The organism is Enterobacter cloacae complex sp. P12RS (assembly GCF_014895875.1).
Taxonomy (GTDB): Bacteria; Pseudomonadota; Gammaproteobacteria; order Enterobacterales; family Enterobacteriaceae; genus Enterobacter; species Enterobacter bugandensis.
This window is the reverse complement of record NZ_JADBQO010000018.1, coordinates 39,050-53,225: the sequence shown is the minus strand read 5'-3', so window position 1 is coordinate 53,225 and position 14,176 is coordinate 39,050. Positions and strand designations below refer to the sequence as shown.

16 protein-coding genes are annotated in these 14,176 nt (G+C 52.5%); 12 read left to right on the top strand and 4 right to left on the bottom strand.

The features are described 5' to 3' along the window. Positions 1–60: 60 nt before the first annotated feature. Positions 61–330 (bottom strand): DUF1435 domain-containing protein, encoded by a 270-nt coding sequence (locus tag IM284_RS12485; RefSeq protein WP_032644970.1) that lies wholly within the window; start codon positions 328–330, stop codon positions 61–63. A gap of 216 nt (positions 331–546) precedes the next feature. On the opposite strand from IM284_RS12485, the gene IM284_RS12480 reads away from it, so the two are divergent. Further along, the gene (locus IM284_RS12480; RefSeq protein ID WP_047367285.1) at positions 547–1,611 is read left to right on the top strand and encodes a GGDEF domain-containing protein; all 1,065 of its coding nucleotides are present in this window, start codon (positions 547–549) and stop codon (positions 1,609–1,611) included. A gap of 94 nt (positions 1,612–1,705) precedes the next feature. After that, positions 1,706–2,494 carry a siderophore-iron reductase FhuF gene (fhuF, locus tag IM284_RS12475; RefSeq protein WP_028015426.1) on the top strand — a complete coding sequence of 263 codons (789 nt, stop codon included), beginning with the start codon at positions 1,706–1,708 and terminating at the stop codon, positions 2,492–2,494. 96 nt (positions 2,495–2,590) lie between these two features. Here fhuF and IM284_RS12470 read toward each other — a convergent pair whose 3' ends face one another. Then, positions 2,591–3,937 carry a PTS sugar transporter subunit IIC gene (locus IM284_RS12470; protein ID WP_028015425.1) on the bottom strand — a complete coding sequence of 449 codons (1,347 nt, stop codon included), beginning with the start codon at positions 3,935–3,937 and terminating at the stop codon, positions 2,591–2,593. 328 nt (positions 3,938–4,265) lie between these two features. Here IM284_RS12470 and IM284_RS12465 point away from each other — a divergent pair, with 328 nt between their 5' ends. After that, a complete protein-coding gene (locus tag IM284_RS12465; RefSeq protein WP_023331967.1) occupies positions 4,266–4,724 on the top strand; it encodes a YbaK/EbsC family protein in 459 nt (152 codons plus the stop codon). 40 nt (positions 4,725–4,764) lie between these two features. Here IM284_RS12465 and bglJ read toward each other — a convergent pair whose 3' ends face one another. Both bglJ and IM284_RS12455 read right to left on the bottom strand, forming a co-directional pair. Continuing rightward, positions 4,765–5,400, bottom strand: coding sequence for a DNA-binding transcriptional activator BglJ (bglJ, locus tag IM284_RS12460; protein WP_041911299.1), 636 nt, complete (start codon positions 5,398–5,400; stop codon positions 4,765–4,767). Further along, entirely contained in the window at positions 5,397–6,134 is a 738-nt protein-coding gene (locus IM284_RS12455) for a LuxR C-terminal-related transcriptional regulator (protein WP_041911300.1), read from the bottom strand. Before IM284_RS12455 ends, bglJ begins: the two co-directional genes overlap by 4 nt. A gap of 408 nt (positions 6,135–6,542) precedes the next feature. Here IM284_RS12455 and IM284_RS12450 point away from each other — a divergent pair, with 408 nt between their 5' ends. From IM284_RS12450 to opgB, 9 genes are all read left to right on the top strand, one after another. Next, positions 6,543–7,319 (top strand): threonine/serine exporter ThrE family protein, encoded by a 777-nt coding sequence (locus tag IM284_RS12450; RefSeq protein WP_028015422.1) that lies wholly within the window; start codon positions 6,543–6,545, stop codon positions 7,317–7,319. After that, on the top strand, positions 7,310–7,783 hold the full coding sequence (locus IM284_RS12445) for a threonine/serine exporter (RefSeq protein ID WP_041911301.1): 474 nt from the start codon (positions 7,310–7,312) through the stop codon (positions 7,781–7,783). Before IM284_RS12450 ends, IM284_RS12445 begins: the two co-directional genes overlap by 10 nt. Positions 7,784–7,850: 67 nt before the next feature. Further along, complete coding sequence (locus IM284_RS12440; RefSeq protein WP_028015420.1) at positions 7,851–8,492, top strand: TetR family transcriptional regulator; 642 nt, start codon at positions 7,851–7,853, stop codon at positions 8,490–8,492. Between the two features lie 41 nt (positions 8,493–8,533). Continuing rightward, a complete protein-coding gene (locus tag IM284_RS12435) occupies positions 8,534–8,986 on the top strand; it encodes a MarR family winged helix-turn-helix transcriptional regulator (RefSeq protein WP_047367369.1) in 453 nt (150 codons plus the stop codon). An 83-nt stretch (positions 8,987–9,069) separates the two neighbouring features. Continuing rightward, positions 9,070–9,498 carry an organic hydroperoxide resistance protein gene (locus IM284_RS12430; protein ID WP_013095463.1) on the top strand — a complete coding sequence of 143 codons (429 nt, stop codon included), beginning with the start codon at positions 9,070–9,072 and terminating at the stop codon, positions 9,496–9,498. A 147-nt stretch (positions 9,499–9,645) separates the two neighbouring features. Further along, positions 9,646–10,191, top strand: coding sequence for a primosomal protein DnaT (gene dnaT / locus IM284_RS12425; protein WP_028015418.1), 546 nt, complete (start codon positions 9,646–9,648; stop codon positions 10,189–10,191). Further along, positions 10,188–10,925 carry a DNA replication protein DnaC gene (dnaC, locus tag IM284_RS12420; protein WP_028015417.1) on the top strand — a complete coding sequence of 246 codons (738 nt, stop codon included), beginning with the start codon at positions 10,188–10,190 and terminating at the stop codon, positions 10,923–10,925. The genes dnaT and dnaC overlap by 4 nt, the downstream gene beginning before the upstream one ends. 84 nt (positions 10,926–11,009) lie before the next feature. Further along, on the top strand, positions 11,010–11,492 hold the full coding sequence (locus tag IM284_RS12415) for a DUF2501 domain-containing protein (RefSeq protein WP_193055822.1): 483 nt from the start codon (positions 11,010–11,012) through the stop codon (positions 11,490–11,492). 268 nt (positions 11,493–11,760) lie between these two features. Next, the gene (opgB, locus tag IM284_RS12410) at positions 11,761–14,052 is read left to right on the top strand and encodes a phosphatidylglycerol--membrane-oligosaccharide glycerophosphotransferase (protein WP_047367368.1); all 2,292 of its coding nucleotides are present in this window, start codon (positions 11,761–11,763) and stop codon (positions 14,050–14,052) included. Positions 14,053–14,176 lie beyond the last annotated feature (124 nt).

The following is a 14,176-nucleotide window of genomic DNA, read 5'->3' as shown; positions in this document are numbered from 1 at the left end:
AGTCCCCCCCCTCGCACCAATTATCTTATCTCCCTTCTGTAATACCTCTTATTTTCCCTGTTATTTCAAACTCATCATTATCACCAGAATTGCGCTGACTAATGCGACGCATGATGGCAGTAACACATAATGGCGTAGGTGCTTATGCCAGATCATGCCTGACGTCATCAGCAGCCCTGACACAATGATGGCCTTCCAGCTTTCGATGGAGAGATCGGCAAACATCAAACCGCCAAGGATTACGCCCGGCAGCAATACTCCCCATGCACTTCCCAGCGCCCTGTTCAACATACATCGCCCTTTCATAACGATAATGATAAACAATATCATATGATAAAAATTATCATTTGTCAGCGCGGTGAAGCAAAAAAAATCGCCCTTTCCCCTTATGTAGAATGACAGAAATTTCCTAAGGTGATAAATTGCTCACCTGTTAACTACACATAAAGTTTTTCTTATAATTACGCTTTGAGTTTTTTGCATAATTAAGTGCGAAACCACACCTATTCATCTGTTTTAATTAAGTTTTAATAAAAACGCACGACTATGACATCACAATCCTGGCGGTCTTTGGTTCAAAGAAAATATCAATTATCGTTACGTTTATTTTTATTTCTGAACGCAACGTCAGCCGTGTTCTCGGTAACAAACCCGCTCTATTCTGTACGCGTGTTTTCTGCCCCTCTGATTGCTATTTTCGCGATCAGTACTGGCCTGTTCATCTGGCACTGGAAAAAGCGCGCGCGGAAGATAAATATTCCTGCCGTTTCAGCAATCTTTGGTATTTTGTGGGCCTGGCAAATAGATTCGAAATTTTCGCTAATTACCCATGACCAGGCGATGTATTTGATAATAGCTTTACTCACGGTGCTTTTTATCGGAACGCTGGCCTTCGCCAGTAATATCAAAGCATTTACGCTGCACTCGCTCCCCGCCTTTATTGTCTGCCTGTGGTTAAGTGACCAGGATATATGGCTAAGAATGTCCTATTCTTTCGCACTTCCTGTGGTGGCTATTGCTATTCATAACATTTTGCAACGGCGCAACGATCGCTTCGCCCAGGAGCTGCTCTCTCGCCTGCTGGAAGAACGGGAAACTCTGACCGATCTCAGTATGATGGACCCGCTAACCGGGCTCTATAATCGTCGCGGCCTGCAGAGCCGTCTGGAGGACCTGCCGGCGGTAGAAAACGGCGAACATTTTGTTCTTTTGATGGATATCGACCACTTCAAAGCCTATAACGACCATTATGGCCACATGATGGGTGACCAGGCGCTGAAGCGCGTCTCTGCGGCAATTCGTGATGCCGTCCGCTCGCGCGATATTGTGGCGCGTTTCGGTGGGGAAGAGTTCATGGTGCTGCTGACGAATATTTCACTTGAACACGCCCGCCATACGGCAGAGCGGATCCGTCAGAAAGTCTATGATTTGAAAATCCCCCATCTGTTCAACGAAAGCGTCGCCACCAATGTCACCATCAGCATCGGTATTGCCATTTTCGAAAACGAGGACGTGGAAAGCGCTCTGGAGAGAGCGGACAGAGCCCTCTATGAAGCAAAGCATTTAGGTCGCAATAACATTCTGCTGAGTGAAGAGCTACAAACCGCTTAAGCGCGTCTTCGGTTAATCAGGACAAAAGTCTTGCCATTGGTATGAGCAATAGTTAGGATTGGCAATCATTATCATTTAGATTTCTATCTCAACTATGGCTACGCATACCGCACACATCGTTGAACCACTCCTCTGGCGAGCGCCCCTCACCAGCGGGAATGCGTCGCTTGCGGATGCCATACGGGACAAGATTGCTAAGACGCGCGCCCACCTGCTGGACTTTATCAGGCTTGATGAAGCGCCCCCGCACCACGCCATGACGCTCGCTGAGTGGCAGCAGCCCTCTACGCTGCAGTCGCTGCTTGCAACCTATTCCGACCATATCTATCGCAATCAGCCGACCCTAACGCGGGAAAATAAACCTCTGCTTTCCCTGTGGGCACAGTGGTATATCGGGCTGATGGTTCCCCCGCTCATGCTGGCGGTATTAACCCAAAAGAGCATGCTGGCGCTCTCCCCGGATCATTTTCACGTCGAGTTCCACGAAACTGGCCGAGCAGCCTGCTTCTGGATTGATCTGCACGAAGATCGCGGCGCAGAGCAGTTCTCTGCTCAGGAACGTCTGGAACAGCTTGTCATCCAGGCCCTGATCCCAGTGGTAGAGGCACTTGAAGCAACGGGCGAGATCAACGGGAAGCTTATCTGGAGTAACACCGGGTATTTAATTCACTGGTATTTAACAGAAATGAAGCCGCTGCTTGGCGATGAGAAAGTGGAGGCCCTGCGCCAGTCCTGCTTCTTTGCCAAACAGCTTTCCGATGGTCGCGATAATCCGTTATTCCGTACCGTTGTGCTCCGTGACGGGCTTCTGGTACGCCGTACCTGCTGCCAGCGCTATCGCCTGCCGGACGTTAAGCAGTGCGGGGATTGCACGCTAAAGTAGTGCAGTGAATTGCCCGGTGACGCTTCGCTTACCGGGCCTACAAAAACCTCGACTCGTAAGCCGGGTAACGCGCAGCCACCACCCGGCACAACGTCTTTAAGCCACCTGCTGATTGTCCTCTTCCCCATTACGCTGTGCTTCTTCCGCTTCCTGCTCCAGCAGTTGCTTCTCGTACACTTTGAAGAACGGGTAGTAGATGATTGCCGACACGCAGGCCAGAACCACAACCAGGATAGCCGCGCGGAAATCCCAGCCCAGGGCCCATGCTGCGCCTATCGGCGCCGGTGCCGTCCAGGGAACCACTGAAATAACACGACCAATCAGATCAAACGTCATCGCCGCCCAGGCCAGCACGGCGTTAACCATCGGGGCTAGCAGGAACGGAATAAAGAACACCGGGTTCATTACAATCGGCGTACCGAAGATAACGGGTTCGTTGATGTTGAAGAAGCTGGGCACCACGCTCAATCGGCCAATAGAGCGTAAATGCGCTGAACGGCTGCGCAGATAGCAAATCACCAGACCCATCGTTGCACCCGACCCGCCAATCACGATGAAGAACGTCCAGAAGGCTTCCATAAAAATATGTGGCAGAGGATGGCCGGCAGCCAGCGCGGTCTGGTTCGCTCCGAGGTTAGTCAGCCAGAACATCTGCAGCATCCCGGAGACAATAGCCGCCCCGTGGATCCCGGCGAACCACAGCAGGTGGCCAATCAACACCGCCAGCAGGATCGCGGGCAGTGAATCCGCCGCGGAAACCAGAGGCTTGAAGATGGACATAATTGCCTGCGGGATCAGCATGTCAAACTGAGACTGAATCACCAGGCTCAGCGGATAAAGCGTTAACACCACCACCAGCACCGGGATCAGCAGGTCAAAGGAGTTTTTGATCATCGGCGGCACCTGGTCCGGCAGGCGAATACCGATGTTATGCGCCTTCAGGAAACGCATCATTTCAACGCAGTAAATCGCCACCAGAATGGCGGTAAAAATACCCGTTCCACCCAGGCTGTCGACGGGAAGCGTGCCTTTGGTTTTCGGGGCGGCAACCAGCAGAAACGCCATCAGCGAAAGCATGGCGCACATGAACGGATCCAGCTGGTGCGTTTTGACATAATGTTTGCCAAGGTTATAGGCGATGGCCGCGCAGATATAAATGGACATAATGCCCATCGTCATATCAAACGGCGTCAGGATCTGGCCTTCAAACTGCTTCGCCATATCCAGCCAGGCGCGTGCGAAACCCCAGGTGGTATCAGGCGAAAACGGCGGGTAAGCAAACACTAATAAAAATGAACCCACAATCATGAACGGCATCGCGGAGATGAACCCATCACGGATAGCCATGACATGACGCTGGGACGAGATCCGCCCGGCAATCGGGCTCACGTAATTTTCAACGAAACGGAATATCAGATTAAACGCAGCATGGTTGGCAGACATGGTTGATCTCCTGTCAGACGTTTATTACAGGCGCGCTCGCGCCGCACGTTGTTCCATAAATCAGCTTCACAACCTTGCTGGCTTGCGTACCAGCGGTACTGCTCAGACGAAATGGTTTCATAATTGGCTCTTATTATTGGATACAGGGGACGTTACATACTCAGTATTAATCTACGCATCACGCTCTGCAACCGGTTACTGTAACCGGTTTCTGTGATTGTGAAGAGGATCCAGAAATCAGCCATCCTGGATATTTGTTACTTAAGAGATATTTACAGAGCATAAATTCTTATGACAGATTACGCAGGATATTTGTCAGGAGGAAACAATGAGTTTGCAGTCCGTACAGCAGTTTTTTGCCGACAACGCGCCGGAAATAGAGGTAATAGAACTTAGCCAGAGTACGGCTACCGTTGCGCTGGCTGCTGCCGCCCACCGTGTAGAGCCGGGACAAATCGCCAAAACCCTATCGTTGAAGGTTAAAAATGAGGTGATTCTGGTGGTGGCGAAGGGTGATGCGCGTCTGGATAACAAAAAACTGAAAGACACGTTTGGCGCGAAAGCACGCATGCTCAGCAGTGATGAAGTGGTTACCGTGACGGGTCATCCCGTTGGTGGCGTCTGCCCGTTTGGGCTTGAAAACCCACTTGCGGTTTACTGCGATATCTCTTTAAAACAATACGCTGAAGTGCTCCCCGCCGCTGGCGCTATCCATAGTGCCGTACGTATTTCTCCGGACAGAATGGCAGAGCTGACTTCAGCAAAGTGGGTTGATGTGTGCATCTGAATGACGCGCCAGAGCACATCTGGCGCGCAAAAGGCACAGGTTACAAAAATGTCGGTTTGCTTAGCCCCACAGTTCGCGGTTCTCTAACCGGAAGATGGGTAAGAATATCCGCTGCATCAAGCAATCCTACGTCAGAATTCACCCCTAGCTTCACCATCGCATTAAACTTATGCGCGCGAATAGTCTTGATATTGCGTTCAAGCTGCGCCGCTATTTCGGGAATGGAATATCCGCATGACATATAACGTAAAATCGCTCTTTCCGTTGGGCTTAACATCCGGTTCTGACTGCAGTACCAGTGGTTAAGCATATTGTCATTAATGCGCAGCGTTTCGCTCAACAATACCACTAACTCCTTCAGCAGGTGTTCAAGGGTCACCGATTTACTGACCACACCGTGAAGACGTGAAGGTGAAAGATGGCTAATCAACCTCGCCTCCATCTCATCCGAGACCAGGATAATGCGCTGAATATGGCTATGCGTAAACGCGAGATCCCGCAGATGCGCCAGGCAGTTACGTCGTTCTTCTCGCGCATCGGAAAGCGAATAGATCAGCGAGAAAAAATTCACGTGTTGCAGTGCTTTCTTAAAGCCATCAAAATCATTAAACAGGTGCAGTTGATATTGGCTGAGTTCAGGCTGCGTAAAAAGATGCTGCAGCCCGACCGCACTCATCGAGCAATTTTCGATGATGGCGATATGTCTTGTTGAATCGGTTTTTTCCATTCCTCGAACTCTCCATAGGCTGACATTAAACTCAGCTCTCTCATTCCCTGTGTACTGTTGATCCAGGCGTACATATCGGCATTACTCCGCAATGAGAGCCTTCGCATCGCACTGTTTTTCTGCGCACTGATCGTTTTATTGCTCTTTTTAAGCAACGTAGCGATTTGGTTAATCCCCCACCCTTTGCCTAACAGGCGAAGCACCTTACGTTCTGAGTGCGTGAGCGCAATAAAGTGTTCGTCGTCATCCTCACTTTCCTCAGGTTCTGGGGTTAATAACGTCTGGCTTATCCGTTCTGCGCGTTCACTCCCTGCCCGGATAGCGTTAACGACACCTTCGATAGGTTCCATATCAGAAAGCAGCGTACTTTCCGGCCGCATAAGCAGCTCAACGGCAATAGGGTAAAACGGCCGGGAGACCAAAAAGATCCAGTGGATTTCCCGGTACTGGTTCAGTAAGCGGTAATACTCTTCGAGCGTACCCCGTGGGTTCCTGTATTCGCCTGAAACGTCGGCGATAATCACATCTGCGCGGCGCAACTGAAGCAGGGTTAACTCCTGCAGTGAGCGGCAGTAGGTCAATTCAAAATCGGGGAAATGACGTGCCATCACGTCCCCTAACCCATTCTGCATGACGGGTATCCGGCTAATGACAACGCCATGCTTACCAGGCAACGACAACATAGACCCTCCGTGTCCATTTTCCTTCGGTGCGTCATGTAAAACGCACCAAAGTATAAATATTTTCTTCCCTGAGTATAAAAAGATTAATACAAGCAGAAGATGAGATATGTTCTTAGTTTAGGAAATGCCTAAAACAGCGCTAATATCTCACAAAGCGCAAATCAATTTAATTGTGCAGACATTAAAATAACAACAAAATAAAATTAGAATTTCTAAATAAAAATATTTTATTATTTCAAATTAATAATTCATCGTATTAATAAATTAATCCTGTAAGTCGTCGTGACGAGGGGGGTAACTGTTTGCATAAACCTTGATCTGACCCACAGCAAGAGCCACTGCACTTTGTGCTAAAAGTAGGCATTACGGGCCAACCGGCAACTATTCACCTTATCTTCGGGATAATACATGCAGGCAGATCGGTCAACGCAGCGTGCTATCACGCGGCTCTGTATTCAGTGCGGTCTTTTTCTGCTCCAGCACGGCGCGGAAAGCGCGCTGGTCGAGGAGCTCTCAACCCGGCTGGGGCTGGCGCTGGGGATGGACAGCGTTGAGAGCGCTATCTCATCCAACGCCATTGTGCTGACCACCATTAAAGACGGGCAGTGTCTTACGTCCACCCGTAAAAATCACGACCGCGGCATTAATATGCACGTTGTAACCGAGGTCCAGCACATCGTCATCCTGGCTGAGCATAAGCTTCTCGATCTCAAGGAGATTGAAAAACGTTTTAACCAAATCAAGCCATTACGTTATCCACGCTGGCTGGTCGTGCTCATGGTGGGGCTGTCATGCGCCTGTTTTTGTAAGCTCAATAAAGGTGGCTGGGACGGCGCGATCGTCACCTTTTTCGCCAGCAGCATCGCCATGTACGTGCGCCAACTGCTGACGCACCGGCAGCTGCACCCGCAAATTAACTTCTGCATTACCGCGTTTGTTGCCACTACGGTGTCTGGCCTGCTGCTGCGCCTGCCGCAGTTTGCCGCTACCCCGACGATTGCGATGGCCGCCAGCGTGCTTCTGCTGGTGCCGGGCTTCCCGCTGATTAACGCCGTTGCCGACATGTTTAAAGGGCACATCAATACCGGGCTGGCACGCTGGGCTATCGCCAGCCTGCTGACGCTGGCGACCTGCATCGGCGTGGTGATGGCGATGACGCTGTGGGGGTTACGAGGATGGGCGTGATAGATTTTCTGCTGGCGCTGGCACAGGACATGGCCCTGGCGGCCATTCCTGCCGTCGGCTTTGCGATGGTATTTAACGTTCCGCAACGCGCTCTGCCGTGGTGTGCGCTGCTGGGCGCAATTGGCCACGGCTCGCGAATGGTGATGATGACGGCGGGCTTTAACATCGAATGGTCGACGTTTATCGCCTCTATGCTGGTCGGCAGCATCGGTATTCAATGGTCGCGCTGGTATCTGGCGCATCCGAAAGTGTTCACCGTCGCCGCCGTTATCCCGATGTTCCCCGGCATATCTGCCTATACGGCGATGATTTCCGCGGTGAAAATCAGCCATTTTGGCTACACCGAGCCGCAGATGATCCTTCTCCTGAGCAACTTTCTTAAGGCGTCCTCCATCGTCGGTGCGCTCTCTATCGGGCTGTCGATACCCGGGCTATGGCTCTACCGCAAACGCCCGCGCGTTTGATATTTGTGTTATTTCGCTGCCGTGGAGATAATCTTTCTGGTCCGTTTGGTAAAAATAAGGAAAGGATGTGGCTAACTCTGGCAGCGAACACCCCGATCACAGTGAAGAATCGAGCCTGAAAGAGAAAATTTTTCAGAGCGCTATCGCGCTGTTTGCCGAATTTGGACTGAACGGCGCCCGCATGGAGCAGATCGCGGAGAAAGCAGGCACCACCAAACGCATGGTCGTTTACCATTTTAAAAACAAAGAAAATCTCTACCTGCTCGTCCTGGAGTACGTTTACACCCAAATTCGCGCCAGTGAAAAGGCGCTTAGCCTGGCGGATATGCCTCCCGTCGAAGCGCTGGTCCATCTGGTTGAAGCCACCTTTGACTATCATGCCGACCACCCGGATTACATCCGCATTATCTGCATGGAAAACATGCAGCGCGGCCGTTTTATGCAGCAGTCAAACTATCTGCGTCAGGTCAACCGCAGCGCGCTCGACCTGCTGGAAGGCATCCTGCGCCGGGGCAAAGAAAAACAGCTTTTCAGCCAGACGGTTGACGCCCGCGACCTTCACCGTCTGATCAGCAGCTTCAGCTTTCACTACGTTGCCAACAGCTACACCTTCACCCTGCTGTTTGAAGAGGGTGCAGACGAGCAGGCCCAGCGCCAGCACTACCGTAAAATGGCCGTTCAGGTGGCGCTGCGTTATACCTGCCCCTAAAATTGCTTGCAATTAAATCGCGCACAATCTATATTCATTTCATGAACGCAAAAACGAACGACACGACCGCTGCGCTCCTGCTGGATAACCAGCTCTGTTTTGCCCTCTATTCGGCAAATCTGGCGCTTAATAAGCTGTACCGGCAACTGCTGGCGCCGCTAAACCTGACTTACCCGCAATATCTGGTGATGCTGGTGCTGTGGGAGCAGGATGACGTGACGGTGTCGGACATCGGTGAACGGCTGTTCCTTGACTCCGCAACGCTAACGCCGCTTCTGAAGCGTCTGGAAAGCGCAGGGCTAATCAACCGCCACCGCTCGCGTAAAGATGAGCGTCAGGTCGCCGTCACGCTGACTGAAGCCGGACGTGAACTTCAGCAGCAGGCACTGGGTATCCCACACGCGGTGGGGTGTGCCGCACAGTGTGATACCGACACCATGCTGGCGCTCAAGCAGCAGCTGAAACTTTTGCGACAACAGATTCAACGTGCGTAAGGCTATACTTTACGCGTTCTTATTTACCCATATACATCGCACGCTATTTAATAGCACATATAAAGTAAGATGAGGAACCTGCCATGTCTTTAGAAAAAGTTGTTTATACCGCCAAAGCAAAAGCAACCGGGGGCCGTGACGGCCGCGCGACCTCTTCCGATGGAGTTCTGGACGTTAAACTGGGCGTGCCCAAAGAGATGGGCGGTATGGGTGGAGAAGTCACGAACCCTGAGCAGCTGTTTGCTGCGGGTTATTCTGCCTGCTTCCTGGGCGCGATGAAGTTTGTGGCGGCTCGCGACAAATTTACCCTGCCAAAAGAGGCGTTTATTGAAGGCGAAGTGGGTATCGGCCCGCTGCCGACCGGTTTTGGTATCGAAGCAAAGCTGAATATCCACGTTGAAGGTATGGATCCTGCGGAAGCCAAAAAGCTGGTCGATGCGGCGCATATCGTTTGCCCGTACTCTAACGCGACCCGCGGCAACATCGACGTGACGCTGAACATCATCGCGTGATAACTGCCTGATGGCGCTGCGCTTTTCAGGCCTACGACTGTAGCCCCGGTAAGCGCAGCGCCACCGGGGAAATCCCCTCCATCCCCTCCCCTCTCTGTGCTACCATAAGCCCATATCACGCCCGTAGTAATCAGTTGAGTAAGCGTTATGTCCTCCAGAATTCTGACCACCAGCATTGCTGGCATTGATGCCTTTATGCGCGACCCACGCGGTGTGTTGACCCACGCCGAAGGCGGCACGGTTGCGGTTTTTGCCGACAACGCGCCGGCGTTTTACGCAATCACGCCGGAACGTCTGGCGCAGCTTCTGGAGATCGAAGCGCAGATGTCACGTCCGGCAAGCGACGTCACGCTGGATAACCAGTTTTTTGAAGAACCGGTTAATACCCCGCTAACCGTTCCGATGGGCAAATTTGTCCTGTACGCGGGCTGGCAGCCTGACGCAGATTTTCAGCGGCAGGCAGCATTGTGGGGCATTGCGTTAACTCAGCCAGCCACCGCTGAAGAGCTCGCCGCGTTTATCGCCTGGTGGCAGGCGGAAGGCAAAGTGTTCACCCACATTCAGTGGCAGCAAAAGCTCGCGCGTCATCTTCAAATTACCCGCGCCAGTAACAATGGCCAGCCTAAGCGCGATATCAACACGTTTTCAGAACCGGATAAACAGATCCCAAGTGGATTCCGAGGTGCGAAATGAAGAACGTCGGCGACCTGATGAAACGTCTGCAAAAGATGATGCCAGCCAACGTGAAGCCCGCCTTCACCACGGGTGAAGAGCTGCTGGCGTGGCAAAAGGAGCAAGGTAAAATTCGTGCCGCCGCGCTCGCCCGCGAAAACCGGGCAATGAAAATGCAGCGCACCTTTAACCGCTCCGGTATTCGTCCCCTGCATCAGAACTGCTCGTTTGATAACTATAAAATTGAGACCAGCGGGCAGATGAACGCGCTCGCCGCCGCGCGTCAGTACGTGGATGAATTTGACGGCAATATCGCCAGCTTCATTTTTAGCGGCAAGCCGGGCACAGGTAAAAACCACCTCGCGGCCGCCATCTGCAATGAACTGCTTCTGCGCGGTAAATCGGTCCTCATCATCACCGTGGCCGATATCATGTCCGCCATGAAAGACACCTTCAGCAACCGTGAAACCAGCGAAGAGCAGCTTCTTAACGATCTGAGCAATGTCGATCTACTGGTCATCGACGAGATTGGCGTTCAGACCGAATCCCGTTATGAAAAGGTCATCATTAACCAGATAGTCGATCGCCGCTCTTCGTCCAAACGTCCCACCGGGATGCTGACGAACCACAACATTGACGAGATGACCCGCTTACTGGGCGAACGCGTCATGGACCGCATGAAGCTGGGTAATAGTCTGTATGTCATTTTCGACTGGGACAGTTACCGCAGCCGCGTCACCGGCAAAGAGTATTAAGACAGTTCCAGGAATCGCCAGCAGGGCGCAGGTATATACTGGAACCCCTTCCGGCCCAAAACGGACCTTTTTGAGAAAGCCATTATGAAAAAACAGATTCTTATCAGCACCTTTTTAGGCGCGCTGCTGGTTACCGGCGCAGCACAAGCGGCTTCGTGGCAGGAGTCCCTGTCAAGCGCCGCGAATGAGCTGACCAAAGAGAGCAGCAGCGCCCAGGGCGGGCTCTCGGCCTCTTCTCTCACCAGCCTGCTGAGCAACAGTTCCCAGAGCCTGAGCGCGGGCACGATGAACAACGCGGCGGGGATTCTGGAATATTGCGCTAAGCAAAAGCTGGCCTCGGTGAGCGACGCGCAAAACGTGAAAAACCAGGTGCTGGGTAAACTGGGTCTCGACACGCAGGAGCAAAAAGCGGATACCAGCTATATGGACGGCATTCAGGGCCTGCTTAACGCGCAAAACGGCCAACAGCTGAATCTGAGCACCCTCGGCAACTCCGCCCTGGCAAAACAGGTGAAAACCAAAGCCTGCGATCTGGTGCTGAAACAAGGCGTTAATTTCATCTCCTGATCCGCCCCATTTTCTGCCACAACACGCCGCGTTTAATGCGATAGGCTTGCATCGCGGCGTTAAACGAGCGTTTTTCCTACCTGCCACCGTCTCAGCGTCCGTTTGTCAGGATGCGACCATCCTCATAAAAACGATTTTATAAACCAAATCCTAACAACAGCACACTTTCGTGACACTAAAATTGCAGCTAAACGACATCGCCATTACATTGTCTTACCAAAAATAAACAGTTAGCCAGCGAAGCACCTGGCGTCATGAGGATATGCTGTTGTCAGAATTCATCTCTCTTATCCTTTTTCTGGCTTCCGTCGGCGTTTATGCCTGGAAAGCCGGCCGTAACACCTGGTGGTTTATCGCCACGCTGGTGGTGCTCGGCATTTTTATCGTTTTAAACATTACCTTATACGCCAGCGATTACTTCACCGGCGACGGCATTAACGATGCCGTGCTCTACACCCTGACGAACAGCCTGACGGGCGCGGGAGTAGGTAAATACATCCTTCCGGGGCTGGGACTGATCGTGGCGCTGGTGACGATTTTCGGCGCGCTCGCCTGGGTGCTGCGCCGCCGTCGCCATCTTCCTCACCATCATGGCTACAGCCTGCTGGCGCTTTTCCTGGCGCTGGCCTCCGTTGACGCCAGCCCCGCGTTTCATCAGATCACCGAGCTTGTAAAATCCCAGTCGCGCGACGGCGATCCGGACTTCGTGGCCTACTATAAAGAGCCGTCGAAAACGATCGCCAACCCGAAGCTCAACCTGGTCTACATCTACGGTGAAAGCCTGGAGCGCACCTACTTTGATAACGATGCGTTTCCGAACCTCACGCCGGAACTGGGCGCGCTGAAAAACGAAGGCCTCGATTTCAGCCACACCATGCAGTTACCCGGCACGGATTACACTATCGCCGGGATGGTGGCCTCCCAGTGCGGTATCCCGCTGTTCGCACCTTTTGAAGGCAACGCCTCCGCCTCGATGTCGACGTTCTTCCCGCAGAATATTTGCCTGGGCGATATCCTGAAAAACTCCGGCTATGAAAACTACTTTATGCAGGGAGCAAACCTGCGCTTTGCCGGAAAAGATGTGTTCCTGAAATCCCACGGTTTTGACCACCTGTATGGCTCAGAAGAGTTAAAAACGATGGTTGCCGATCCCACCTATCGCAACGACTGGGGCTTCTATGACGATACGGTGCTGGACGAAACCTGGAAGAAATTCGAGGAACTTTCCCGCGCCGGGAAGCGTTTTTCTCTCTTTGCGCTGACGGTAGATACGCACCATCCGGACGGGTTCGTCTCGCGCACCTGTAAGCGAAAAAGCTATGACGTGGACGGCAAAAACAACAAGTCTTTCAGCGCAGTGACCTGTAGCCAGGAGCACATCGCCGCGCTGGTCGAGAAAATCAAAGCCTCGCCCTGGTTTAAAAACACCGTCATCGTCGTATCGTCTGACCATCTGGCAATGAAAAACAGCGCGTGGGACCAGCTCAGCAAGCAGGATCGCAGCAATCTTTTCTTCGTGCTGCGCGGCGACCAGCCGCAGCAGGAGTTAATCGCCACCAAACGCAACTCCATGGATAACGGCGCAACCGTGCTGGACATTCTGGGGGGCGACAACTTTATTGGCCTCGGGCGCAGCACGCTGTCGGGGCAATCCCTGTCGGAAGTGTTCCTCAACATGAAGGAAAAAATTCTCGCCTGGAAGCCCGACATCATCCGCCTGTGGAATTTCCCGAAAGAGATGAAAGACTTCACCGTCGATCGGGATAAAAACACCGTTGCCTTCTCCGGCAGCAATTTCCGCCTGCCGCTGCTGGTGCGCGTGTCGGATAGTCGCGTCGAACCGCTGCCGGAAAGCGAGTATTCCGCGCCGCTGCGCTTCCAGCTGGCCGATTTCGCCCCTCGCGATAACTTCGTCTGGATTGACCGGTGTTACAAAATGGGTCAGCTCTGGTCGCAGCCGCTGGCGCTCTCTACGGACTGGTGCGTCTCTCAGGGCCAGCTTGGCGGGGAGCAAACCGTGCAGCATGTCGACAAAGCCCAGTGGAAAGGCAAAACCGCCTTTAAAGATACGGTGATTGATACGGCTCGCTATCAGCACAACATCGACATACTGAAAATCGTCGACAACGACATCCGCTATAAAGCGGACAGCTTTATCTTTAACGTGGCCGGCGCGCCCGAAGAGGTGAAGCAGTTTAGCGGCATCTCCCGTCCGGAGTCGTGGGGACGCTGGTCAAACGCGCAGCTGGGCAACGAGGTGAAAATCGAGTACACCCATCCGCTGCCGGAACAGTTCGACCTGGTGATCACCGCCAGGGCTTATGGACCCAATGCCAACAAGCCCGTCCCCGTTCGCGTGGGAGATCGGGAGCAGACGTTAACGCTTGGAAACGACGTGAGCACGCACACGCTGCACTTTGAGAATCCTTCGCGCAGCAATACCCTGGTGATCGTACCGCCGGACCCGCAGTCCACCAATGAAGGAAATATTCTCGGCCATTCACCGCGCCAGCTCGGGATCGGCATGGTCGAAATCAAAATCGTCAGCAAAGCGGGTTAAGACGCGTCGCGCCCGGCGTTCTGCCGGGCGCTTATGAAAATAAATAATCCTATAATATTCTTATAAATTAGATTAAAACACTTTATATAAGCCATTTTTATCTATAAATATCCCGCCAAAATCC